Annotated in this window: 16 protein-coding genes; 6 read left to right on the forward strand and 10 right to left on the reverse strand. The window is 61.1% G+C overall.

Going from position 1 to position 23784, the window contains the following annotated elements:
* Positions 1–112 precede the first annotated feature (112 nt).
* Complete coding sequence (waaA, locus tag BT119_RS05350; RefSeq protein WP_072365025.1) at positions 113–1393, reverse strand: lipid IV(A) 3-deoxy-D-manno-octulosonic acid transferase; 1281 nt, start codon at positions 1391–1393, stop codon at positions 113–115.
* A 69-nt stretch (positions 1394–1462) separates the two neighbouring features.
* Here waaA and BT119_RS05355 point away from each other — a divergent pair, with 69 nt between their 5' ends.
* The 4 genes from BT119_RS05355 to BT119_RS05370 are packed head-to-tail and all read left to right on the forward strand — an operon-like array spanning position 1463 to position 4830.
* Positions 1463–1795, forward strand: coding sequence for an SMR family transporter (locus tag BT119_RS05355; RefSeq protein ID WP_003431961.1), 333 nt, complete (start codon positions 1463–1465; stop codon positions 1793–1795).
* Positions 1796–1843: 48 nt separating this feature from the next.
* Positions 1844–3019 carry an NAD(P)/FAD-dependent oxidoreductase gene (locus tag BT119_RS05360; RefSeq protein WP_003431962.1) on the forward strand — a complete coding sequence of 392 codons (1176 nt, stop codon included), beginning with the start codon at positions 1844–1846 and terminating at the stop codon, positions 3017–3019.
* Positions 3016–3831, forward strand: coding sequence for an aldo/keto reductase (locus BT119_RS05365; RefSeq protein WP_003431963.1), 816 nt, complete (start codon positions 3016–3018; stop codon positions 3829–3831). The genes BT119_RS05360 and BT119_RS05365 overlap by 4 nt, the downstream gene beginning before the upstream one ends.
* Before the next feature lie 36 nt (positions 3832–3867).
* Positions 3868–4830, forward strand: coding sequence for a hypothetical protein (locus BT119_RS05370; RefSeq protein WP_003366246.1), 963 nt, complete (start codon positions 3868–3870; stop codon positions 4828–4830).
* Between the two features lie 65 nt (positions 4831–4895).
* Here the strand turns inward: BT119_RS05370 and hldE are convergent, their stop codons facing one another.
* Both hldE and msbA read right to left on the reverse strand, forming a co-directional pair.
* On the reverse strand, positions 4896–6317 hold the full coding sequence (hldE, locus tag BT119_RS05375; protein ID WP_044309307.1) for a bifunctional D-glycero-beta-D-manno-heptose-7-phosphate kinase/D-glycero-beta-D-manno-heptose 1-phosphate adenylyltransferase HldE: 1422 nt from the start codon (positions 6315–6317) through the stop codon (positions 4896–4898).
* A gap of 128 nt (positions 6318–6445) precedes the next feature.
* Complete coding sequence (gene msbA, locus BT119_RS05380; RefSeq protein ID WP_003431965.1) at positions 6446–8248, reverse strand: lipid A export permease/ATP-binding protein MsbA; 1803 nt, start codon at positions 8246–8248, stop codon at positions 6446–6448.
* Between the two features lie 178 nt (positions 8249–8426).
* On the opposite strand from msbA, the gene BT119_RS05385 reads away from it, so the two are divergent.
* Positions 8427–9065: a BUD32 family EKC/KEOPS complex subunit gene (locus tag BT119_RS05385; protein ID WP_003366239.1), complete on the forward strand. Its 639-nt coding sequence runs from the start codon at positions 8427–8429 to the stop codon at positions 9063–9065.
* Positions 9066–9113: 48 nt separating this feature from the next.
* Here BT119_RS05385 and BT119_RS05390 read toward each other — a convergent pair whose 3' ends face one another.
* The 7 genes from BT119_RS05390 to BT119_RS05420 are packed head-to-tail and all read right to left on the reverse strand — an operon-like array spanning position 9114 to position 17238.
* Entirely contained in the window at positions 9114–10283 is a 1170-nt protein-coding gene (locus BT119_RS05390) for a hypothetical protein (RefSeq protein ID WP_058416742.1), read from the reverse strand.
* Entirely contained in the window at positions 10273–11046 is a 774-nt protein-coding gene (locus BT119_RS05395) for a glycosyltransferase family 2 protein (RefSeq protein WP_044309310.1), read from the reverse strand. The genes BT119_RS05390 and BT119_RS05395 overlap by 11 nt, the downstream gene beginning before the upstream one ends.
* A gap of 31 nt (positions 11047–11077) precedes the next feature.
* Positions 11078–12034 (reverse strand): glycosyltransferase family protein, encoded by a 957-nt coding sequence (locus tag BT119_RS05400; RefSeq protein WP_058416741.1) that lies wholly within the window; start codon positions 12032–12034, stop codon positions 11078–11080.
* Between the two features lie 30 nt (positions 12035–12064).
* Entirely contained in the window at positions 12065–13474 is a 1410-nt protein-coding gene (locus tag BT119_RS05405; RefSeq protein ID WP_072365029.1) for a PIG-L family deacetylase, read from the reverse strand.
* A complete protein-coding gene (locus BT119_RS05410) occupies positions 13471–14367 on the reverse strand; it encodes an antimicrobial resistance protein Mig-14 (protein ID WP_072365031.1) in 897 nt (298 codons plus the stop codon). Before BT119_RS05410 ends, BT119_RS05405 begins: the two co-directional genes overlap by 4 nt.
* Entirely contained in the window at positions 14367–15497 is a 1131-nt protein-coding gene (locus BT119_RS05415; protein ID WP_003366226.1) for a glycosyltransferase, read from the reverse strand. The genes BT119_RS05410 and BT119_RS05415 overlap by 1 nt, the downstream gene beginning before the upstream one ends.
* Complete coding sequence (locus tag BT119_RS05420; RefSeq protein WP_003431977.1) at positions 15481–17238, reverse strand: carbamoyltransferase family protein; 1758 nt, start codon at positions 17236–17238, stop codon at positions 15481–15483. Before BT119_RS05420 ends, BT119_RS05415 begins: the two co-directional genes overlap by 17 nt.
* Before the next feature lie 301 nt (positions 17239–17539).
* Between BT119_RS05420 and BT119_RS05425 the strand changes: the two genes are divergently transcribed.
* Positions 17540–23668: a membrane-targeted effector domain-containing toxin gene (locus BT119_RS05425; protein ID WP_072365033.1), complete on the forward strand. Its 6129-nt coding sequence runs from the start codon at positions 17540–17542 to the stop codon at positions 23666–23668.
* The last annotated feature ends 116 nt before the right edge of the window (positions 23669–23784 follow it).

The raw sequence follows: 23784 nt of genomic DNA on the forward strand, positions 1-23784 counted from the left end.
GAAATGCATTCCCACGCTGGAGCGTGAGGAACGATAGGCGTCTGGACGAGCTCAACTATCGTGCCGACGCTCTGCGTCGGCATGTAGTTCTGGACGCTCCGCGTCCTCCGACTCAGCGCCTGCCCATCAACCGCCCGATCCCGTCGAGCAGGCGTTGCAGTGCGCCCTGATTGGCCTTCATCACCTCAAGCCCGGCATCGGCCATGTTGCGCGCCTGCTGCGGCTGGTCGAAAAGACCCTGCACGGCGATGGCCAGCGCTGCTGCATCGTTGACCTCTTGCAACGCACCGGCCTTGCGCAGCATGGCGGCGATCTCGAGGAAGTTGAACAGGTGCGGGCCGCTGAGCACCGGCTTGGCCAGTGCCGCAGGCTCCAGCAGGTTGTGTCCGCCATTGGGCACCAGGCTGCCGCCAACGAAAGCGATGTCAGCCAGTGCATAGAGAAACAGCAATTCCCCCATGGTATCGCCCATCAGCACCGAGACGTCAGACGTGACAGCCTGCGCGGATGAGCGCCTTACCGTCGCAAAGCCCTGCTGCTGACACAACGCATGCACACTGTCGAAACGCTCGGGGTGACGCGGCACCAGAATCAGCAGCGCATCGGGGTGACTGGTCAGTAACGTGCGATGAGCCGCCAGCACGCTTTCATCCTCGCCCGCATGTGTGCTGGCCGCGATCCAGACAGGCCGCTGCGTGGTCTGCCATTGTTCGCGCTGGTGGGCGGCACGCTGCAGAAGCTGCGGGTCGATGCTCAGGTCGAACTTGATCGAGCCGGTCACCGCCACGCACTCGGGACGCGCGCCCAGATCACGAAAGCGCTGCGCCTCAGCTTCAGTCTGCACCGCAAACCAGGCCATTTCCGCCAGCATCGGTCGCGTCAGCCCGGCAAAGCGTGCGTAACCCCGCGCCGAACGCTCCGACAGCCGGGCGTTGGCAAGCACCACAGGAATCCCGCGCAGGGAACACTGATGGATGTGGTTGGGCCACAGCTCGGTTTCCATGATGATCCCCAGCCGTGGCTGTACCTGATCGAGAAAACCAGCAGCCGCCCACGGCAGGTCGTAGGGCAGGTAGCAATGCTGAATTCGCGGCTCACTGGCGAACAGCGCCTTGATTCGCTCCGAACCTGTGGGCGTCATGCAAGTCACAGTGATCGGCAACTGCGGATATTGCACCAGCAGCGACCGAATCATGGGCGCTGCGGCGATGCTTTCACCCACCGACACCGCATGCACCCAGATACCGCCCCGCTGCATGACCGGCAAGCCGCGAGCGAAGCGCTCGCCGATGCGCTGGCGATACGCCGGAGCCTTGCGCGCACGCAACCACAGACGCAGGGCAACCAGCGGCAGGCCGAGATGAAACAGTACGGTATAAAGAGTTCTATTCATGGGCGCGGAGTTTATCAGCCCGCCATCACAAGCCGCTAGAATGCGCAGCCTGACGAAAAGGAATGCACCATGAACGCTTATTACCTACTGGCTATCGCCGTTTGCGCGGAAGTCATCGCTACCACGTCCATGAAAGCCGTGAAGGGATTGAGCACCCCGCTGCCCCTGTTGCTGCTGATTACCGGCTATGCGATCGCGTTCTGGATGCTGATTCTGGTAATGCGCACGATCCCGGTGGGCATCACTTACGCCATCTGGTCGGGCATGGGCATCGTCATGGTCAGCATCGCCGCGTTCTTCATCTACGGCCAGAAACTCGACCTGCCCGCGCTGCTGGGCATGGGCATGATCGTGGCAGGCGTGGCGGTCATTCAGCTGTTCTCGAAAACCGCCGGGCATTGAAAACCCGATCCTTTATAATGCTCGTACTTTTCGCTCACTGAGGTGCTCATGCCATCGGTTATTTCCACTGACGTGCTGATTGTCGGGGCTGGCGTCGCCGGTCTCTGGCTCAATGCCCGGTTGCGTCGTCAAGGGTTCTCGACAGTGCTGGTAGAAAGCGCCAGCCTGGGTGGCGGGCAAAGCCTCAAGTCTCAGGGGATCATCCACGGCGGCGCCAAGTACGCGCTGCACGGCGCGCTGTCCGGCGCCTCCGAAGCCATTGCCGACATGCCGCGTCGCTGGCGTGAGGCCCTCGATGGCAAGGGCGAGCTGGATCTTTCCGGGGTACGCCTGCTGTCCGAGGCCCATTACCTGTGGTCGCCAGGCACCATCGCCGGCAATCTCACCAGTTTCTTCGCCAGCAAGGCCGTGCGCGGTCGCGTGGATCAGGTCAAGGGCGAGCAACTGCCGCCAGCCCTGCAAAACCCCAAATTCAAAGGCAAGGTCTATCGGCTTGCCGAGCTGGTGGTCGATGTACCCAGTCTGATCGGGCGTCTCGCCGAACTGGCCGGTGACAGCCTGCTGGCCGGTCAGCACATCGAGCCGCTCTTCGAGGGCGATGAACTGATCGGTCTGCGCGTCGACGGTCGCGATATCCATGCGCAGCGCATCGTACTCAGTGCCGGCGGCGGTAATGCCGACCTGCTGAACGCGCTTGGCGTATCGCAACCGCAGATGCAGCGCCGCCCGTTGCACATGGTGCTGGTCAAGGGGCCGACCCTGAAGCCGCTGTTCGCTCACTGCCTGGGCGGCGGGCCAAAGCCACGCATCACCGTGACCACGCATCCGGCAGCAGATGGCCAGTGGGTGTGGTATCTGGGCGGCGACCTGGCCGAAGCCGATGGTGTGGCGCGCCAACCGGACGAGCAGATCGCCGTTGCGCGCAAAGAGCTCGAGGCGCTGCTGCCGTGGGTCGATCTGAGTCAGGCGCAGTGGGCGACCCTGCGTGTTGATCGTGCCGAGCCTGCTCAATCAGGACTGGTGCGCCCGGACAACGCCTTCCTCGACAGCCAACAACGTCTGATGATCGGCTGGCCGACCAAGCTGGCCCTGGCTCCGGACTTCGCCGACCGAGTCCTGTCGCAGCTGTCCAGAGACGGTATCCACCCGACCCCGCAAGCTCCGCTGAGCGATGTGCCACGGCCTCCAATGGCCATACCTGTCTGGGATGAGCTGCTGCCATGAGCCTGAAAACCCTGCACGATCTGCATCGCCCGCTGGGCAGTACCGGCCTGAACGTATCGCCGCTGGGGCTGGGCACCGTCAAACTGGGGCGCGACCAGGGCGTCAAATACCCCAGCGGCTTCAAGATTCCCGATGACCAGCAGGCGCAGATGCTGCTGCGCATGGCCCGCGACATGGGCATCAACCTGATCGACACGGCACCTGCCTATGGCACCAGCGAAGAGCGCCTGGGACCGCTGCTGCGCGGTCAGCGCCAGGACTGGGTGATCGTCAGCAAGGTTGGCGAGGAGTTCGTCAACGGCCAGTCGAGCCATGACTTCAGCGCCACCCATACACGCACATCGGTCGAGCGCAGCCTGAAACGTCTTGAAACCGACTTTCTCGATCTGGTCCTGGTGCATTCGGACGGCAACGATCTGGCGATTCTCAACGACGCCGAGGTGTACCAGACACTCGCTGATCTCAAGCGCGAAGGCAAGATTCGCGGCTTCGGCTTTTCCGGCAAGACCGTCGAAGGCGGCCTGCTGGCGCTGCGTGAGGGTGACTGCGCAATGGTCACTTACAATCTCAACGAACAGGATGAAAAGCCGGTTCTGGATTACGCGCAGGCTCATGGCAAAGGCATTCTGGTGAAGAAGGCACTGGCCAGTGGTCATGTCTGCCTGACACCCGGCATGGATCCGGTCCACGCCAGTTTCCAGCTACTGTTTGAACATCCGGCGGTTGCCAGTGCTATTGTCGGCACCATCAACCCGTTGCACCTGGCACACAACGTTGCAACTGCCGCTGCCGTGATTTGCCGTCAAGCCTGATTAAGGCGGCCGACCCCAACGCAAGAAGGAGCCGTTATGCCGCGAACACTGATCCGGAAGAATCCCAGCAACTTCAAGACCCTGCCGCTGTTTGTCGAGGCCACTGCAGAAAGCCTGAGCTACCAGAGCGTCGGCATGCCGATGAACTTCGCGCAGACCTTGCAGCGACGGCGCAAGATCGACGTGCCGGACACCGAACATTTCGCCACCGAGCTGGCCAATCTGGGGGTCTCCGTTCGCCTGACCGTCAGTTGGCAGAACCGCGACTACTGGGTGCTGGTCCGCCAGCGTCGTCAGGATCGCGGCGACGTCGTGCTCAAGCTGATCTCGGGTTATGTCCCGGCCCATGAGCTGACGCTGCCGCTGCACACCGCGATTCAGGAAGTGGCCGAAGAGTGCCTGATCGAAACACCGCAGGGCTGGCTCAGCGGGCTGTTCAAGGAGACCTGGCTGCCTGCGCCCTACGCCGCCGCGTTGCATTATCGCGAGGCCATGCCCTTTCGCCTGAGCCCCCTCTCCGGCGCCGCGAGACCGGTGCGAACCGGCAGCCTGACCCTGCTGGAACGTCCACGGGCCTATGTGCATTTGCCCACGGCGTCCTTGCAGCTGATTTACGACATGCGCCTGGAAATCCCCAAGGAAGCGCGCCCGGTCAGCCTTTTCCATGTCGACGAAGCTCTGGAAAACGATCAACTGGTCGCCCGCCTCAACCGTAGCAAACCTGACCTGTACCTGATGCCGCTGGAGAACGGCGCCCCTCTGCCCGAGCTGTACACGCTCAAGCGTGACAAGCTGAGTCCGGCCGGCACGAGAGGGCTGTACCTGGCCGAGAGCTTCGCTGCGCAGGATGGCTGGGTGGTGCGTGAAGAGCGGATTCGCTGGAAGGACTGGCTGCGTCAGCAGGGCATGGCCCCACCGGCGAAGAAGTCAGGGCTCAAACGCCTGACCGGCAAGGCCCGGGAGCTGCTGCAGATGGCGCGTGGCAGCCTGAGCAAGTAAGTCGGCCAGCGGCTGCAAGGCACTGAAACCTTGAGCGCGCCGGCATTCAAACGGCAACGTTGCGGTTACTGGGCGCGAATCTTCTCGACAATCGCGGTGGTGGAGCTGTTTTCCACCAGCCCCAGCACACGTACCTCGCCGCCGTAAGCCTGAACGATATCGGCACCGACCACCTGATCGACACCGTAATCACCGCCCTTGACCAGCACGTCGGGCTTGACGTGGGTCAGCAGGTTTTCCGGGGTTCCTTCCGGGAAGCTGATCACCCAGTCCACGGCCCCCAGACCTGCCAGCACCGCCATGCGCCGGTCAACGCTGTTGATCGGTCGGCCCGGCCCTTTCAGGCGGCTGACAGACGCATCGTCGTTGACCGCAACGATCAGGCGATCACCCAAGGCACGCGCCTGCTCCAGGTAGGTCACATGACCTGCGTGGAGAATGTCGAAGCAGCCATTGGTGAAGACGATCTTTTCCTTGTGCGCGCGCGCATCATCGACCGCCAGCAGCAGTTGCTCCAGCCCCAGCACGCCGCGCTCGGAGCCCTCTTCGCGCTGAATCGCGCGGCGCAGCTCCGGGGCGCTGATGGCCGCCGTGCCCAGCTTACCGACCACGATGCCCGCCGCCAGATTGGCCAGCGCCACCGCATGTGGCAGCTCCTCGCCGGCAGCAATCGCTGCCGCCAGGGTAGAGATCACCGTATCACCAGCGCCGGTCACATCGAACACTTCGCGGGCACGGGCCGGCAGGTGCAGCGCCTGCTGATCAGGACGCAACAGGGTCATGCCATGTTCGCCACGGGTCACCAGCAGCGCGCCGAGATCGAGCTCTTGCATCAACTGCGCACCCTTGGTGACCAGTTGTGCCTCATCGACACAATGACCGACGATGGCCTCGAATTCGCTGAGGTTCGGCGTGATCAGGCTCGCGCCGCGATAGATCGCGAAATCCTTGCCCTTGGGATCGGCCAGCACCGGAATGCCGCGCTTGCGGGCGGCCTGAATCAGCGCCTGATGGTTTTTCAGTGCGCCCTTGCCGTAGTCGGACAGGACCAGCACCTTGATGCCGTCCAGCAAGCTGTAAACCTCTGCGCTCAGGGCCAGCGGGTCGGTCCTGAACGGTTCTTCGAAATCGATGCGCAACAATTGCTGGTGGCGACTCATGACACGCAGTTTGACGATGGTCGGCTGATCGGCGATGCGCTGAAAGCGCGCCAGCACACCAGCAGCCTTCAGGCTGTTGGTCAGACTTTCAGCCGCCTCGTCATCCCCCGTCACACCGACCAGCGAAGCGGGGGCGCCCAGCGCAGCGATATTCAAGGCCACGTTGGCAGCACCGCCCGGACGGTCCTCGATCTGATCGACCTTGACCACCGGCACTGGCGCTTCGGGGGAAATACGCGAGGTACCACCATGCCAGTATCTGTCGAGCATGACATCGCCAACCACCAGGACAGGGGCCTGATCAAAGCGCGGCATGGATAGCTTCATGGAACAACCCGTACTTGAAAAATGGACAGGGGCGGAATCTTAGCACAGGGGTTTGCAACCGACAGGCTGTTGAATCACGCCACCCAAAAGGCAGGCGGACCGCCTGGGTCCGCCCGGTGAACGTCAGGTCAGACAGCGCCGACAGGCGAAGGCTCGTCCAGCCCCATGGCATGCAGGCGGGCGTAATAGCCGTTCTGCGCCAGCAGCTCAGAGTGCGTACCGCGCTCGACGATCTGCCCGGCATCCATGACCAGAATCAGGTCGGCCTTCTCGATGGTCGAAAGGCGGTGGGCGATGACCAGCGTGGTACGGCCCTTCATGACGTGATCCAGCGCCGCCTGAATGTGCCGCTCGGACTCGGTGTCCAGCGCCGAGGTGGCTTCGTCGAGAATCAGCAAAGGAGCGTTCTTGAGCAGCGCGCGGGCAATGGCCAGACGCTGGCGTTGACCGCCGGACAGCAGCACCCCGTTTTCGCCCACCTGGGTATCGAAACCCTGCGGCAACTGGTCGATGAATTCCTTGGCATACGCATCAGCGGCAGCCGCTTCGATGTCGGCACGCGGCGCGCCAGCCAGATCGCCGTAGGCAATGTTGTTGGCAATCGTGTCGTTGAACAGCGTGACGTTCTGATTGACCTGAGCAATGTGCCTGCGCAGGTTACGCAAGCGATAATCGTTGATTTCAACGCCATCGAGCAGGATGTTGCCCATGTCATGCCCGTAGAAACGCGGGATCAGGTTGGCCAGGGTTGACTTGCCGCTGCCGGAACGCCCTACCAGGGCAATCATCTGCCCCGGCGCAGCGGAGAAACTGATGTCGTTCAACACCTGACGCGCAGTCTGCGGGTAGAAGAAGCTGAGGTTCTTCACCTCGAGGTGGCCGGTCACGCGATCACGCTCGATGGTGCCGGTATCGACTTCCTCTTCCACATCCAGCTGTTCGAAAATGCTCTCGGCACCAGCGACACCTTTCTGGATCGTCGAACTGACTTCCGACAGCTGACGAATCGGCTTGGGCAGCAGGCCCGCAGCGGTGATATAGGCAACCAGATCACCCGCAGTCGCGTCGCCACGCAGGAACAGCACCAGGAACATCAGCACCGCCATGGCGCTGTAGATCACCAGTTGCAGCATCGGCGTGTAGATGGCGCCGGTCTTGGTCATGCGCAGTTGCTTTTTGGTGTTGCTGTTGCTGGCCTGGGCAAAGCGCGCCTGCTCGTAGGACTCGCCACCGAAGCTGCGGACTACGCGATAGCCCTGAATGGTTTCCGAGGCAACATGCGTGACATCGCCCATCGCCACCTGGATCTTCTTGCTCTGCTTGCGGAATTTCTTGCTCGCGGTGCCGACCATGACGGCAATCAACGGCAGAATTGCGAGCATCACCAGCGTCAGCTTCCAGTTCATCATCAGCAGATAGATGAACAGGAACACCACGGTCAGGCCTTCGCGAATCACCACCTTGATGGCATCGGTGGCAGCGCCGGTCACCATCGTGACGTTGAAGGTGATGCGCGAGATCAGATGGCCGGAATTGGTCGTGTCGAAGTAGCGATTGGGCAGCACCAGCAGCTTGTTGAACAGCTCTACGCGCAAATCATGCACCAGCCCGAGGGAAACCTTGGCCAGGAAATAGTTGCCCAGAAACGAGCCCAGCCCCTGCCATGCGGCGATCAGCACGATCAGCAGCGGCACGGCCTGCAACAGCTGCAACTCGCGCAGATAAGGGACATTGGGAAACAGCACCGCTTCGGGATTGGTCAGGCCGTCGACGAAATATTTCAGGATGCCGGCGAGCATCGGCTGGGTCGAGGCGAAGATCACGAAACCAATGATGCTGAGCAGGAAAATGCCCACATACGGACGCACATAAGACAACAGGCGGAAATAGATTTTCACGCTGGAGGTTGTGGACGATTCGGAGGTTGTCATGAGAATCCGTCGTGTTAAAAAGAGGCCGAATTGTATCACAGCAGTTTTCGCGGCTGCCTGCTGCGGTAACATAGGCGGCTCGTCCATTCCCCGGGGGTTCTGATCGCTGCCTGAAGCCTGCACGTCTGGCTTCTGTATGGCGACCAGTAACCCCTGGGGCGTAAAAACCGGAGTATCGATGCAAGCGTTTGACCACGCCCATTACCTTGAACTGGTTCAAGGTGCCGAAGTGCTTGAAGCCGACGGCACGGGCGACAAAGTACTCCGTCTGCGTGACGGCTCCATGTTGAAGTTGTTTCGGCGCAAACGCATTGTCAGCTCCGCAGCCTGGTACCCCTACGCGCAGCGCTTCGCAGACAACTGTGAAACGCTGATCAAACGCGGCATTCCCTGCCCGCGCATACGCTCGGTCAGCCGCATCGCCGAGATCGAGCGCGATGCCGTGCATTATGATCCGCTGGCTGGCTTCACCCTGCGTCAGCTGCTGGGCAGTGCGGTGGCCGACGACAAGCTGCGCAGGCAACTGGGAAGCTTCATTGCCGGGCTGCATGAAAAGGGCATCTACTTTCGCTCGGCCCATCTTGGCAACGTGATCCTCACGCCGGAAGGCAGCCTCGGCCTGATTGACATCGCCGACATGAAAACCTATCGCCGCGCCTTGCGCAAAAGCCTTCGCTTGCGCAACTTCAAACACATGCTGCGTTATCAGGAAGACCGCCAATGGCTGCTGGACAACGGCAACCCGGCTTTCCTCGATGGCTACATGAGCGCGCAGACCCTGTGCGACACCTCTGAACTGGCCCAGGCTGTTCAATAAACCTGCCCCATGAAAAATGGCCGCTTTCGAAGCGGCCATTTTTTGATGCTACTGCTGCTGCCTGAGCCGATGCGTCTGCACCACTCGCCCGAGCACCATGGTCGCCGGTAGCAGCACCAGCACCCAGAGCTCGTCTGGGTTGCCGACCAGCTGGCCGCCGTCGAAGTTAAGCATGACCAGCGCACACACCAGGTAGAGACCCCAGGCATCGCCGTTGCGCACCGCGTCCCACAGTGTCATCGCCATCACGACCAGAAACATCACCAGCGAAGCGGCACCGGTATACAGCCCCAGCGACACGAAAATATTGTGCGGGTGCTGGATCGGTATGCCGCCCGTCAGGGTCTGGGTCGTGTAGAAATCGACACCACAGCCGAGCACCCAGCCGCAGCGACGCCATTCACCGGTCATGATTTCAAACAGCTCGATGCGGTAGGAATCCCCTCTGACCATCAGCAGGGCGACCCACTGTTCATCCTTGACGAACCAGAAGGCTGCCGCCGCCACGACGCCCAGCGCCAACAAGGCGACTATCGTGCGCAGTGGAAAACGGTACAGCGCATAGGCGGTGCAGACGGCGAACAGAACCGCGCAACCCACCAGCGCAGTGCGCGTCTGCACGACAAAGGCGGTTATCACCAGCGTGACAAGAACGGCGCAGACGGCCTCGACCCAGCGCCGCTCTCTTGCCCACAGCGGCATGGCCAACGCCAGGCTGCAGACCAGCCAGGCACTGGAGTAGATCACGTTCTGCATTCGCCCCGGCAGAATCGCCACACGCTGGCCGAACTCGAACTGCCCGGTCACCCAGCTGTGAATGCTGCTGAGCAGGATGTACAGGCACAGCGCCCAGAACATGCTGCGCACGAATACACCGCGCCTGAAGAAACCGTTGTCGGTGATCCCGGCCACGATGAAGACAAACAGGCTGACGTAAACGATGTGCTTGTAATACTGGAACTCCTGCGCCTGTAGCGCGGGGACCAGAAAACAGGCCATGAACACCGCCCAGGCGATGCCCAGGGGCTTGGCAAACACGCCAGCGCCGCGGTACTTGATCAGGAAGAACAAGCCCGGCAGCGCCGTGAATGCATAAAACAGATTGTTGGTGATCTTGGCTGAGGGGTTGAGGATGAAACTCAGCAGGAAGATGACGATGGCAGCCGTAAAGTACTGCTGTACTTTGTTGCCGGGTACTCTTATCGGGTCAACTGACATTATTAAGCAACCAACCTGCTACTAGGCCAGCGAGCACTGCGACGATCAGCTTGATGCGATCCCGACGTTTGCGACGCTGTTTGTCAAGCCGCTCCTGCGGCACCTCCACGTGCTCACCAAACCCGGTGTGCAACACGGCATCATTTTCCAGAATCAGAGCGTAACGGTTTTGCGCGGCGAATAATTGTGAAAGTTTCTTCTCGCCACCGTGTTCGGCATAAGGCGCATGCTGCAGGTAATCAGCCAGCCGGCGCAGCCCCGGATTGAAGGAAAAACCCTGCCATTCCGGCTTGTGCGAGCCCAGTTTGTAAAACGGGATACCCTCGACCACTTCACGCTCGTTCAGGTAAACGTAAGGGCTGTGGATACGCAGATCATGATTGTAGCTGCGCAACCAGACCTGCAAGGCCTGAGGGTCGTGTTCCAGCAGCGTCATCGACTCTTCGATGAAGTGCGGACGGTAGAAATCCCAGTCGTCTTCGCAATGGAACACCCAGGACGTTTCGATCAGCGAATAGGCCGCATCGACAGAGCGCATCTGCCCCAGCTTGGGGTTGTTGATGATGAAGCGCGTATGCGGGTGCCAGTGCTCGGGAATGCACGCCTGGACCCGGGCATCGCCGGAATCTTCGGTAATCAGCACATGGCGTATGGGCGCAGTGTTGAAATGGTCGAACGTTTCCAGAGTGCGCTTCAACAGGTCGAATCGACCACAACTGGTGACAACCAGCGTAATGTCGCTGTTTTCGCTGAATACCATCATTCGTTCCCAATCATTGAATATTCATAATTCCCTACCATCCCAATCGTGACCGCAGGCGGTCGACCCAATTCGCCGCCGGCATGCTGCGCAGTGGCGCACGCATGGCGTCCACGATGGCTTTTCCAAGGGCATGGAATGTAAAGCGTTCCTCGACCAAAGTCTGCCCATTACGGGATATTTCACTGGCCAGTGTGACGTTATCGCGCAATTTCGCCAGCTTTTCGCGAAGTTCGGGAATGTCGCGATAGAGCACGATGTTGTGCATGTCAACAAAGCCCAGCGCGCGGTTTTCTTCAGCGCCCTGATCGAAGGCAAGCAGCACGCAGCCGCACGCCATCGCCTCGAAATTCTTGATCATGTACTCGCCCATGCCCACGTCGGCACTGACGAAAAAACGGATGCGGTTCAGGGTGTCGCAATACTCTTCGCCGGACTTGGTCCGCGTGACGAGCAGATTCTCGACCTGGCCCAACTCGTCCAGCAACGCCTTGCGGCCGCTGTAGGCCACGCTGTTGGTGCTGCCCACGAAGGCCAGTTCGATGTCACGCTCGCGTGCCTGCAACTGCAGCAGGCTCTGGTCATAGCCCTTGGGCACGAACACCGCATCGAAGCCTTCCTGACGCAGACGCTCGCTGACCATGAACCCCGAACAGATCACCCGCGCCCAGGGCAGCTTGCGGTAGTGCGCGCTGAACTTGCCGGTGTATTTGCACGGAATGTAGTTCTGGTAGGCATCGTGTTCGAGGATGACCAGATTGGGAATCGTGCGGATGAAGCCGACCTGACGCACTTCCTGCTTGAAACGCAGGAAAAACACGATCCGGTCATAGCGGCTGACGTCCACCTCACGGCGGAAATAGCCACGCAGGTTGCGTTGCTCCGCAGAGCTCAGCCAGCGCACTTCGCATTCACAGTGTGCGGCGATGCCGTCATAGAGACGGTCCAGAATCGCACGCTGCTCTTTCTGGACCAGCAGTAGAACTTTCATGGTTTTCCTTGCAGTACTGCGCCTGCTGAATCAGAGATCACGGCTGCACCAGAACAACTCGTGTCGTCGCACCGCTTTGCGGAAGAATTCGTTTTCGCCCTCGGCCGGCCAGTGGCGACCGGCCAGAACGCGCTGCAGCGCACGGCGCACACGGCGCTTGAACGGCATCGGCGGCAGCAGGTCATGCATCATGCCCAACGCCATGGCCTTGTCGCGTTGCGCGGCGACCGACAATTGCAGGCTGTACGGCACCAGCGGCAGCGCGGCATCGAATACCGGTGGCAGGCTGATGCCGCTGTAGGCATCGCCCATCGGCCAACGGTCGTTGTCGTGCAGGTGGTTGGCATAACCGAGCACTACGTCCGGCTGCCATTCGAGCCCGAGCAGGGCTTCACGCACCGCAGCCTGGGCGCAGATGTGATCGGGATGGGGGTCGATGGCAGGATGCGGCATCACCACAACCTGCGGCCTGGCCTTGAGAATCAGCGCGCGCAGGTCGGCGAGCAGGTTGTTCCAGGTCGGCTGGCCGTCGTCGCCGGGCAGTGGCAGGGTATTGAATTGACGGAACAGGCGGGTATCGGTCAGATCCGCCTCCCGCGAGCCAATCGGCATATCCGGCGCAGCCTGCATGGCGGGCAGTTGCAGGCAGAAATAGCCCAACTGCACACACTGCGACTCGGGCACCCCGCCCCAGCGCGCCACGGCGATACTGTCCCAGGCCCGCAAGCGGCCCTTCATGCGCGCAGCTTCGGCGCGCTCCATGCCCATCTGCCGATAATGCTCGGCCTCGATCTCACCGGCGGTCAGCGTGATGATCCACGCCTCCTCGGCCTGGCTGTACAGTCCGAACGCGGCCAGTTCGGCATCATCGGCGTGCGGTGCGATGACCATGACACGCTGTTTTCGCGCATCCGGCTGGCGAAACAGCCAGAGCCGCGGCGTACCGGCCAGACGGCAGCAACGCCCGCGCAGTTTCAGCACACCTGCGGCCAGCGGCTCGCCCAGCCCGGTCAGGTTCAGATAACGCACACCACTGACGCCGCGCTCGAACGCCTGCCGGTCGCTCAGGCCCTGACCTTGCAACTCGACCACCGGATCGAGAAAACGTCCGAGCCAGGTGCTTTTGACCGTCAGCGCCAGTACCAGCGTCTCGTCGCCATTCAGTTGCAAGGCGGGGTCGATCAGCAACGTGCCGCCGTCCAGGCGGACGCCCGGCACTTCGCTGTCGGCAGCAAAGGTGTACTGATAGTCGTCAGACGGCGAATAAAACAGATGATCGGCAAACCAGGCCTCATGAGCGACCCAGGCACACACAGCCAGCAGCGGCGCCAGCCACCAGGCCACCAGCACGCCGACCGCAATCAACAGGAACAGACCACCCAGCAACGCCAGCCGCTTGTTACGGCGATGGCGTTTGAGTAGTTGCTGCTTGCGACTCAAATCTGGAACACCGGAACGGGGTTGCACCATCGGTCCTTGTACTCACGGTCGGCACGACCGAAGGAAAAACGCAGTGATTTGCCCAGTGCGCGGGCGCTCTCCCAGGCGGACTGGGTATTGACGAAGCTCAGCACGCTGCCCGGGCTGAAGTCCCGGGTTTCGGGATCGACACCGCCGTTGACGTACTCGATGCTGACCCACTGCGGCGCTTCGACGCGATACACCAGTTGAATGGCAATCGGCGCATCGTTGAGAAACACCACCGAACCGATCAGCAGTTCGCGCAACAACTCGATGACCTCGGCCTTGTGCCGGGCACCGGTCGCTTCGAAGCCCCAGCGACGCTGAAACAGATCGCAGTACATACTCGCCAGTTCGGTGCTGCTGAACTCGCTGACAGGCCTTACCGTACCGCCAGCTTCTTCGAGCAGGCGAAGCTCACGACGCTGGTTGTAACGAAATTTCTTGGACAGCTCTTCAGGCGTGCGCGCCATCGCCAGGGATTCGGCCTGTGGCTTGAAGGTACTGATGCGGCCTTCGTTGAGCGAAGACACATAGCGGGCCCGATGGCGGACCGGCACCTGGATATCATCGGCCACCGGCAGAATCAGCTCGGCATTCCCCAGGTCGAACAGCCCTTTTTTGCCATGGCGCTTGAGTTCGTCCTTGGACAGCGCCAGCGAGCGACCCCAGGTGGCGATCGCGGCCTTTACTTCACCGCCCTGCTCCCAGGCCAGATAACGCACAGCGATGCCGGAAAAGGCCGACAGGCGCGCAACCACCAACGGATGAGTGGCGACGCTTCCGCCAAACCGCTGCCAGGCCTGCTCGTAGGCAGCCGCATCGATCTGCACCCAGCCACGCTCGCGCCAGCCTTTGAATCGATTGAGCATCAGGCCCCCGCTGTCAGGCTGGAGACTTGTGGCAGACGCCAGAAAACATTACGCACAGCATGGTCGGAAAACCGCTCGCGCAAGCGCAACAGCATGCGCTCGGCACAGTCCTGACGTTGTTCGGCGTCGAGGCCGGCCATATGCACCAGGCCGTTTGCCAGGCTATGTACATCACCCAGCGGGAACAGCAGGCCGACGTCTTCGACCACTTCCCTGGCACCGCCGCATGAGGTTGCAACCAGCGGGACACCGGCGACCATCGCTTCCAGCAGGACCATGCCGAACGGTTCGTGGTCCGAGCTCAGGGCGAACACGTCGAATGCCTTGAAGTAGCGGCGCGCATCAGGCACTTGGCCGAGGAAAAGCACCTGCGGGCCGATGCCCAGCTCCAGCGCCAGGGCCTTGAGGCTTTCTTCCAGGCGACCCTTGCCGAGAATCACCAGTTGGCTGTTCTCGGGAAGATCGGGCAGCGCCTCGGCAAAACCGCGCAACAGCGTGGCCTGATCCTTGTCGGGATGCAGGCGACCGACATTGGCGACAATCCAGGCCGATGCCGACAGACCCAGCTCTGCGCGGGCATCTTCAGCGGAAAACTGACTGCCCTGCAGTTGCTCGACATCGATCCGGTTGTACAACGTCTGAATGCGCTCGGCCGGCCACTTGGGCAGGCTGCTGCGCATGTCGTCGCGAACCGCGTCGGAAACACCGAGCAGGCTCAGGCGCTTGCGAAACAGGTTGGCGAACAGCTTGCGACTGCGCCGGTGGTAATCGCCGAACGCATGATGCACACCGATCACCGGCAACTTCGTCGCCAACAGGGCGATGTACACCGGCTTGAAACGGTGCGCGATGCAAAAGCTGAACGAGCGCGTCGCGGCAATCTTGCGCAGGTCCCGAATGGCGCCCAGCTTCAGGCCACGAATGGCGCTGGAGCTGTATTCCATGAACAGCACTTCGTCCGAACCGCAGTCAGCGACGACATCCGGATCGGCGGCACCGGTCAGAAACACCGTCGTCACCCGATAGCCCTTGCCGGCGAACAGGCTGGCGTATTGCCGCGCGCAGTCCAGAAACGGCCCGTCATAGCCGTGACAGAACTGCAGTACGTGACGTTCAACCGAGCGTGTCATAAGCCTCGACGCCCTCTTTTACCACCAGGATGTCTTCCATGATCAGGTACTCGAGGTCCGAGCCGAAGAACATGTTCAGCGCATCGGTCGGCGAGCAGATCATCGGTTCGCCACGGCGGTTCAGCGAGGTGTTCAGGGACACGCCATTGCCGGTCAGGTTTTCCAGCGCTTTCATCATGTCGTAATAGCGCGGGTTGTATTCGCGCTTGAGCACCTGGGCTCGGGAGGTGCCGTCTTCATGGACGACTTCCGGAACGCGGGTTTTCCACTCTTCGGCCACTTCGAAGGTGAAGGTCATGAACGGTGCCGGGTGATCGATCTTGATCATCTGCGGGGCCACGGTGTCGAGCATCGACGGGCAGAAAGGCCTCCAGCGCTCACGGAACTTGATCTGATGGTTGATGCGGTCGGCCACGCCGGTGACGCTTGGGCAACCGATGATGGAACGACCGCCCAGTGCGCGCGGACCGAACTCCATGCGCCCCTGGAACCAGGCAACCGGGTTGCCCTTGACCATGATCTCGGCAATCCGCTCCGGCGTGTTGTCGATCTGGCGCCAGACCGGCTTGCTCGGGTGACGGGCACAGGCCGCGATTACATCTTCGTTGCTGTACGCAGGGCCGAGGTAGACGTGCTCCATCTTCTCGACCGGCACACCGCGGGCGTGCGATACGTAAGCCGCCGCGCCCACCGCCGTACCGGCATCGCCGGACGCAGGCTGCACGAACAGCTCTTTGACTTCAGGGCGGGCGATGATGCGCTGGTTCAATTTGACGTTCAGCGCACAGCCACCGGCGAAGGCGATCTTGCCGGTTTCCTTGAGGATGTCACCCAGGTAGTGATCCATCATCTGCAGCGCGAGCTTTTCGAACAGCGCCTGCATGCTCGCGGCGTAGTGAATGTAAGGTTCGTCGGCCACGTCACCCACGCGTTTCGGGCCGAGCCATTCGATCAGCTTCGGCGAGAAGTAGAAGCCCTTGCCGTTCTCTTTGTAGCGACGCAGGCCGATGACGTTGGCCAGCTCGGTATTGATGACCAGCTCGCCATTCTCGAAGGTCGCCAGACGCGAAAAATCATACTTGCTGGCATCGCCGTACGGTGCCATGCCCATGACCTTGAATTCGCCGTCGAGCATCTCGAAACCGAGGAACTCGGTAATCGCGCCGTACAGGCCGCCCAGCGAGTCCGGATCGAAGAATTCCTTGATCTTGTGGATCTTGCCGTTTTCACCGTAGCCGAAGAAGGTCGTGGCGTACTCGCCCTTGCCGTCGATGCCCATGATCGCGGTTTTCTCGGTGAAACCGGAACAATGGTAGGCACTGGAAGCATGGGCCAGATGGTGCTCGACCGGCTCGATCTTGATCTTTTTCGGATCGAAGCCCAGTTGCTCGAGGCACCAGACAATCTTGTTGCGATAGCGCTTGTAACGGCGATTACCCATCAGCAGCGCATCGAGGGCGCGATCCGGCGCGTACCAGTAACGCTTGGCGTAGTGCCAGCGGGCCTTGCCGAACAGGCTGATCGGGGCGAACGGAATCGCGACCACGTCGACATCCGAAGGCTTGATGCCTGCCTGTTCCAGACAGAACTTCGCCGACTCGTAGGGCATGCGGTTCTTTGCGTGCTTGTCACGAACGAAGCGCTCTTCTTCGGCCGCTGCTATCAGCTTGCCGTCGATGTAAAGCGCTGCGGAAGGATCATGGCTAAGGGCGCCGGACAGGCCAAGGATCGTCAATGCCACTAGTGTCTAGCCTCTTTAGTCTGCATGCAGGCGCAGGGCGCCCGAGAAAAGGTGTGCCCCCGCACAGCGGGCTGAGGGCAGCTAAAGGGCGGGATTATAGCGTAATGACCAACGATTGGCTCGACGCGCTGAAATGTCACTGAGGGCGGCCCGCCAGACGGTGTACGAAACGTCTCTTTCGCCACGCTGCATATTTATCTACGGCTTTGCTGCCCGTTGCATCTGATTAATTGAGGCCTTTAGTCGCAGCCCCCGAGGCCGCCGATCAAACCTCAGCGCCTTGCGCAATGGAAAGCCTGTTATGACACAAACACCACCCTCTCTGGATTTCAACCTTTCAACGCCGAGCCCTGTACCGACGACGCCCGGCGATCCCCGGCCTGAAGCGTCCGCAGCGCTGAAAAGGCTCGACGAACTGCGCACCCTTCTGGCCAGGGAACTGGACGCGCTGCCCAGGGCCGGCGAGGCCTTGCTGAGCGCACTCGACAACGATGACGTGTCCGAACGCGAACCGGAGATCGTCAGCCTGTTGCAGCAGATCGACGACTACTGGACGGCCCCGGGCGAAACCGGTGAAAGCCGCCGTGATCGCCTCTTGCCAGCCCTGCAAAGGGCTGTGCATGACGAAGTCCACGTCAGGATTCACGAGCGCGATTTCGACAGTGGCTACCTGGCCTGCCTGCCCGAGGCGCCCGAGCAGGCGCAAGGCCCGGCGCTCGCCTGTTCGACCGTGTGGGTACAGTTGCACGATGACGAACAGATTGAAATGGCCGGCGTGCTGGTGATTTCCCAAGGTCAGGGGCGCACACTATTGATGCTGCCAGGGCTTGGTATCACCGCTTTTGCCACGCAGCCCATGATGGCCGAAACCCTTGCGCAGTGGCTCAACACGCCAACACTGCGCGATGCGCTGTTCAGCAACGCGGAACGACAGCATCAGGACTGGCTGGCCGAGATAGCTCAGGACGCCGACCTGTACCTGGAACCGTTCACGGCTGCCGATGTGCAATTGCAGCCCGTTACCACGGCACCGTTCCTTCACGCGTTCGACAGGCTGCTGAACAAACAGCGCAACGACATCCGTTATGCCTGCGAACAGCACGGCACGGCGGATCGGCTCACGCGTCAGTCGCAAATCCAGCAGGCCATCGACATGCCAGGCCTGCTAGGCCCCGCCGCCATGCTCGAGCTGCGGGAACTGACCAACAGACAACGTCAGTACCAGCGCAACTTGCCCGAATGGATGAAGATCGCCAGCGAGGCTGACCTGCAGACCTATGCCCGGCACCTGCAACGCTACGACGCGGCGCATGCCGCAATGCTGAGTGTGCTGGGCAGCGCAGCGTCGCCGGAGCGGTTTGCCGAAATGCAGTTGCGCGCGCGCCTGGCCAATGACCTGGGTCATGATCTGGACCCTCGGGCCTTGATCATCGACACCCGTCGCACGCTGCCAGCGACGAGCGAGACCTACCACGTGACGCTGCCACTGACCGAACTGGCGCTCTATGGCCTGCATCCGGGCGACGAGACAGCAGGCTCGGACTTCCTCGACCAGACGGTTATTACCCTCGATGGCCAGCCGCTGGACGCTGCGTACTCGACATTGAGCCCGACCTACCTTGCCGGGGTGATTGATGAACTCGACCTGCGCGCGGTGTTTGGCAATTTCCAGCGCGAGGCCTGTCAGCAGGAACACAACCAACGGATGCTGCGCGCACTGGCGCGGGTCCGAATGACCACGCTCGGCTGGGCGGCGAAGATGCAGGGGCATATCCAGCCCGATGATTTTGCCATTGTTGAAGCGCTGACCAGCACGGCGGCGAGTGCGCCTGATCCCACGGTACGCGTGCAGCAGATCAAACTGAACGACCGTAACGTGATGGCCAGATTACTGGTGTTCCGCAAGCAGGATGCCCAAGGCCAGACGCAACGGCTGATCATGTTCGCCAGCGAGGCACCCGGGCAGCAGTATTTCAAGGCCTTCGACACCGACACCCAGCTGTTGCATGAAGTGGTCGGCTGGACCGCATCGCCCGCAATGATGGCCTGGCTGCTTGATCAGGTAGCGGTCGCAGCGCGTCCGGAACTGGCCGCGCAACTGACGGCCCTCAGAGAAAAACCCCAGCCCGCAAAGGACTTTCTGCAATTCATCGAGCACCCCGACTGCGAGACGGCACTGCGCAGTTTTACCGACGAGCAGACCCGCGTATTGCTCTCAGAGCAGGCCCGTCATACCCCGGACTGGTACCTGCGCGCCAGCCGTGCCCAGCGCCGGGAATTACTGGCCCTTGAACACGCCATCGATGGCGCGCTCGGCAACTATCAGGCCCAGCCGCACACCAGGGTTCAGTCGTTCCAGGATTACGTACACCAGCGTGCCAGCCAGCAGATCGGCAAACTGCTGGGCGTCCCTGCAGGTACGGTAGACCCTGACCTGATCGTGATCAACAGCGAGCGCGAAACGCTGACCTACACCGACATGCTGCTCAACGGCTACAACGACAGCATCGACCCCTTGCGCACGTCGGCAGCCACCGACGCCACGTTCAGCGGCCCGCCGGGTATCGACCTGAGCGCACTGTCACCTGCGGCGGTCGCAGGCTCGGTGCGTGGCCAGTGGCTGGCCGACGAGTACATTGCGCTGATCAGAAACACCCTGCTGAACAGCGAAAACGATGGCTACGCCTACCGCCGCCAATGCAGCGTGATGATCACCCAACTGCAGGTGAAGGCCGCTGCATTGCGCAGCCTTCTGAAAGGTCATATCGAGCCCACGCAGTATGTCTGGCTCAAGCAATCACTGGATAACGCGCACCTGAGCGACTCGGCTTCACGCGAGCGATACCCGCTCTATCCCCTGCAAATACATGTGGATAAACCGCTGATCGCCTCGGGCCTGACCGATGTCGATCAACTGGTTATCCCCGGCCCGCTGCTGACCCACATCGAAACCGTTCAGGGCTGCCTGGTCATTTTGCCAACGCAGATCCGACACGCCGCGCTGCTTTATACGCCGCAGGCACCTGACGGTATCGAATTCCGCCTGTTCAGCGACTTCGTGAGCTCGCTGGATAGCGAAGGGATGATCGATTACTACAAGGATCGCTGCCGCATCAAGGCACGCCGCACCCTGTCGTTCTTCCTGCGGGACATGCAGAAGGGCAATGCCAACAAGCCTCCGGTCATCCCCAAGGCATTTATCTCAGACGTTGCCGATACCTGTTTCAACCGGCCGCTGGAGCGCAGGTTGCGTGATGTGGAAGAAACCACCACGGGTCGCAACGACATGCTGGCGAAGCTGATCTGGGTCAGTGTCGAAATCATTGCCACGGCCCTGACCCTGCCCTTTCCGCCGGCAAGCTTTGCGGTGGGCAGCCTGATTTCATTGCATGACAGCGGGCAGGCACTGGTTGCGCTGAGCGCGGGCGACCGGGAGCGCGCCACGAGCTACATGCTGTCGGCACTGCTCAACGGCCTCGGTGCAGGCAGCGATTTGCTGGTGGGCCTGAAAGGACTTGGCGGTGTGTTGCATCAACTTGAGAGCGGTCAGCATTCGACCCCGGTGCTACGTTCGTTCCAGCGCCAGCCTTCTCTGCCGCGTTACGAGGATCTGTACCCGGTAGTGCTGCAAGAGCAGGTATTGCTGCTCGGCACGCCCAACGTCCACGGGCATGCTGCGGTTTTCCAAGCGTCCCCTGTCGCCTCGGCACCCCCGCGGGCAACCGGTCAGTTCGCTGCACGCGAACTCGGTGGCGCCTGGCAGCCACTTCTCCCCCTGCCCCCAGCAGCGCAGCACGCACCATCCGGTTTGCGCCTCGACCTGGCCGTCGACATTTCGCTGGATAACGTGCCACGTATCGCTGATGGTCACGCAAAGGGCGTGCATGCGATCAATGGAAAACACTATATCCAGCTGTCAGACCGGGCCTTTGAGGTTCAATACGACGCACACGGGCGGTACTGGCAGATCATCGACCCCGCCAATCCGTTCGCCTTCTTCGGCAAACAGCCGGTTCGCCTGAATGACCAGGGCCTGTGGCAAGTCGTCCAACGGCAGCGCCTGGGCGGCGGCGGGCTGGACGATCCGGGCACTTATCGCCCGCTGCCTGAGGAAGCCAGCGCAAGCTCAAGCTCCCTGAATATCCTGAGCGACTATCAGATGCCTGGCGGCATGCGCGCGCATCTGGATGTCGTCATCAGCAAGGAAGCCTTCGATCCGACCGGCGCAGGCCTGGAAGTCTATTTCGAAACGTATTTCACCGAGGTGCGTCGGGCCTTCACTGCACGCCGGGAAAAGCTCTATCAGGACGCCCAGGCCTTTTTTGCCCGATTCACGCCTCCACCCAGGCCGCCCCTGCCCACCTATGAACTGCCCGGCAGTGTCGACACACTCATCAAGCACATCTTCAGTCACACTAACGGGCTGGTGTTCAGCGAAGCCCCGAAGTCGGTGGCCAGCAAGCGTCTGCTCCTGCTCAACATGCCCTTGCTCGCAGAGCAGCGTGTCGAGGTGCTGTACATCGAGCACCTGCTGATCGACAAACACCTTCGCAAGCTGGCCAGGTATCGCCAACTGGGTAAAAAGAGTCGCTCCGGCTCTCATGAACTCAAGTATTACCTGCAAGAGACCAATCGCGGCGCCTTGAACAACACAAGCACCGAATTCGATTACTACCACCTGATCAAGGCAGCCCACCGTTACGGGATCGAGGTGCGCCCGTTCAGTTCGTCGATCAGCTATCCGTTTCTCGGCCATACGGTGCTGAGCGCTGCCGATGACCCGGCAGCCGCCATGAAAATGAGCAATTTCTTCGGCCACAAGGTTATCAGCCACGACATCGAGCCGGCCTCTGCCAGACGCTGGGTAGCACTGCTCGACCAGAAGCTTGCCACGACCCACGATCAAGTGCCCGGCATCGCTGAAATGCAAGGGGCCGTCAGCGTGCATGTCCAGGACATACCCGCCGGACGACCGACACGCATCAGGCAAAGCGCGGACCTGCTGCATGAAAACACGCCGACTCACTATGACTTCAGCATAGCGTTTGCCGACCCGACGCTGCCCGCCCAACCGCTTCCGCCTGCCACTGCGCTGGATGACATGCTGATCCGCGAGCTGGGCGACCCGGCCGCGATTGCCGGGGGTGAGCGCTGGACGGGTGATTACGGGTTTGTTCTGGACGAAAACGATACCTGGCTACGCGTGGAGCCCGATGACTGGAGCGTTGACAGGCCGATGACCGCCATCCAGCAATCGCTGACCGATGCCACCTACGAAATGCCGATGGAGACCAGAACAACGCTGCATGGCCTGGCGAACTTCGAAAAGAAGGGCCTTGATATGGAGTATTTTTTTGAAGACATCGAACTCGACACTGTGCGCAATACATTCGACCTGCGGCGCACGACACTACGACAGGACGCCGCCCGGATCAGCGCAGCTCAACTGCCGCCTCGCCCGACGTTACCGGCGATCGAAGCGCAGACAAGCACTGCCGGACTGCTTGAAACCCTGTATCGCCATACCGAAGGCCTGGTTATTGGCGAGTCACACTCTTCGCTCGCCAGCAAAAAGCTGATTATCGACAACCTGCCGCTGCTGTCGCAGCAGAACGTCAAAACGCTGTACATGGAGCACCTGCTGAGCGATCTGCATCAGGCGGATCTGGATCATTTCCTTGAAACGGGGCAGATGAGTAAAACCTTGCTGCATGACCTGAAAACCCTGGACCGCGGGTATCACACCGATCCGGCCGGGATCTACACCTTCGAACGGCTGATCATCAGGGCACGGCAGCAAGGTCTGGAGATTCGCGCCATCGATTGCGCAAGCAGTTACCACCTCAAAGGCATCGCCGATCAAGAGTCCATTACCCGCCAGCAAATGATGAATTACTTTGCCTCGCGCACGATCCGCAGGCATCAGGACGTGATGGGCTCGCATAAATGGATCGCGCTGGTGGGCAACAGCCACTCCAATACCTATCAGGGCGTCGTGCCTGGCATTGCCGAACTGGAAGGCGGGATCGGCCTGCGGGTCGTCGATGTGGCTCCGGGGCATTCGAGGGGAATAACGCTGGATCCGGGGGAGCTCGTCTCGGGTGGCATAGCGGATGAAAAGGTCTACATCAAAGCGGATTATCGCGTGGAGATGGAGGTACTGCGCTCACAGCCGGTCAGGCTGCCAAGCATCGAGAAACGCCTTTCCAGGCCTGGAATGTTTCTGATACAGGAGGGTGAAGACAATCTGCAAACCATCGTCCATCGCGCACGCGACACCTGGATTCACCATACACCGGTGCTGCGCAATGCCGAAGGCAAACTGTACATCGAACGTCTGCGCTGGCCGCGCATCCACCTCAAACCCTTCGACGACATCGATGCACTGGTGGCAGCACTCGAAGCAATGAACCTCACACGAATCACCTGAGGATGCCGATGCTCCGCGTCACACAGAGGACGCGGAGCGTCCGGAACTGCATGCCAACGCCGTAGCATTGGCACGATAATCTGCACCTACCGGTGAGCACTCTGCGCTGGCACGAG

The sequence above is a fragment of the Pseudomonas sp. NFACC10-1 genome (genome assembly GCF_900119195.1).
GTDB classification, from domain to species: Bacteria; Pseudomonadota; Gammaproteobacteria; order Pseudomonadales; family Pseudomonadaceae; genus Aquipseudomonas; species Aquipseudomonas cerasi.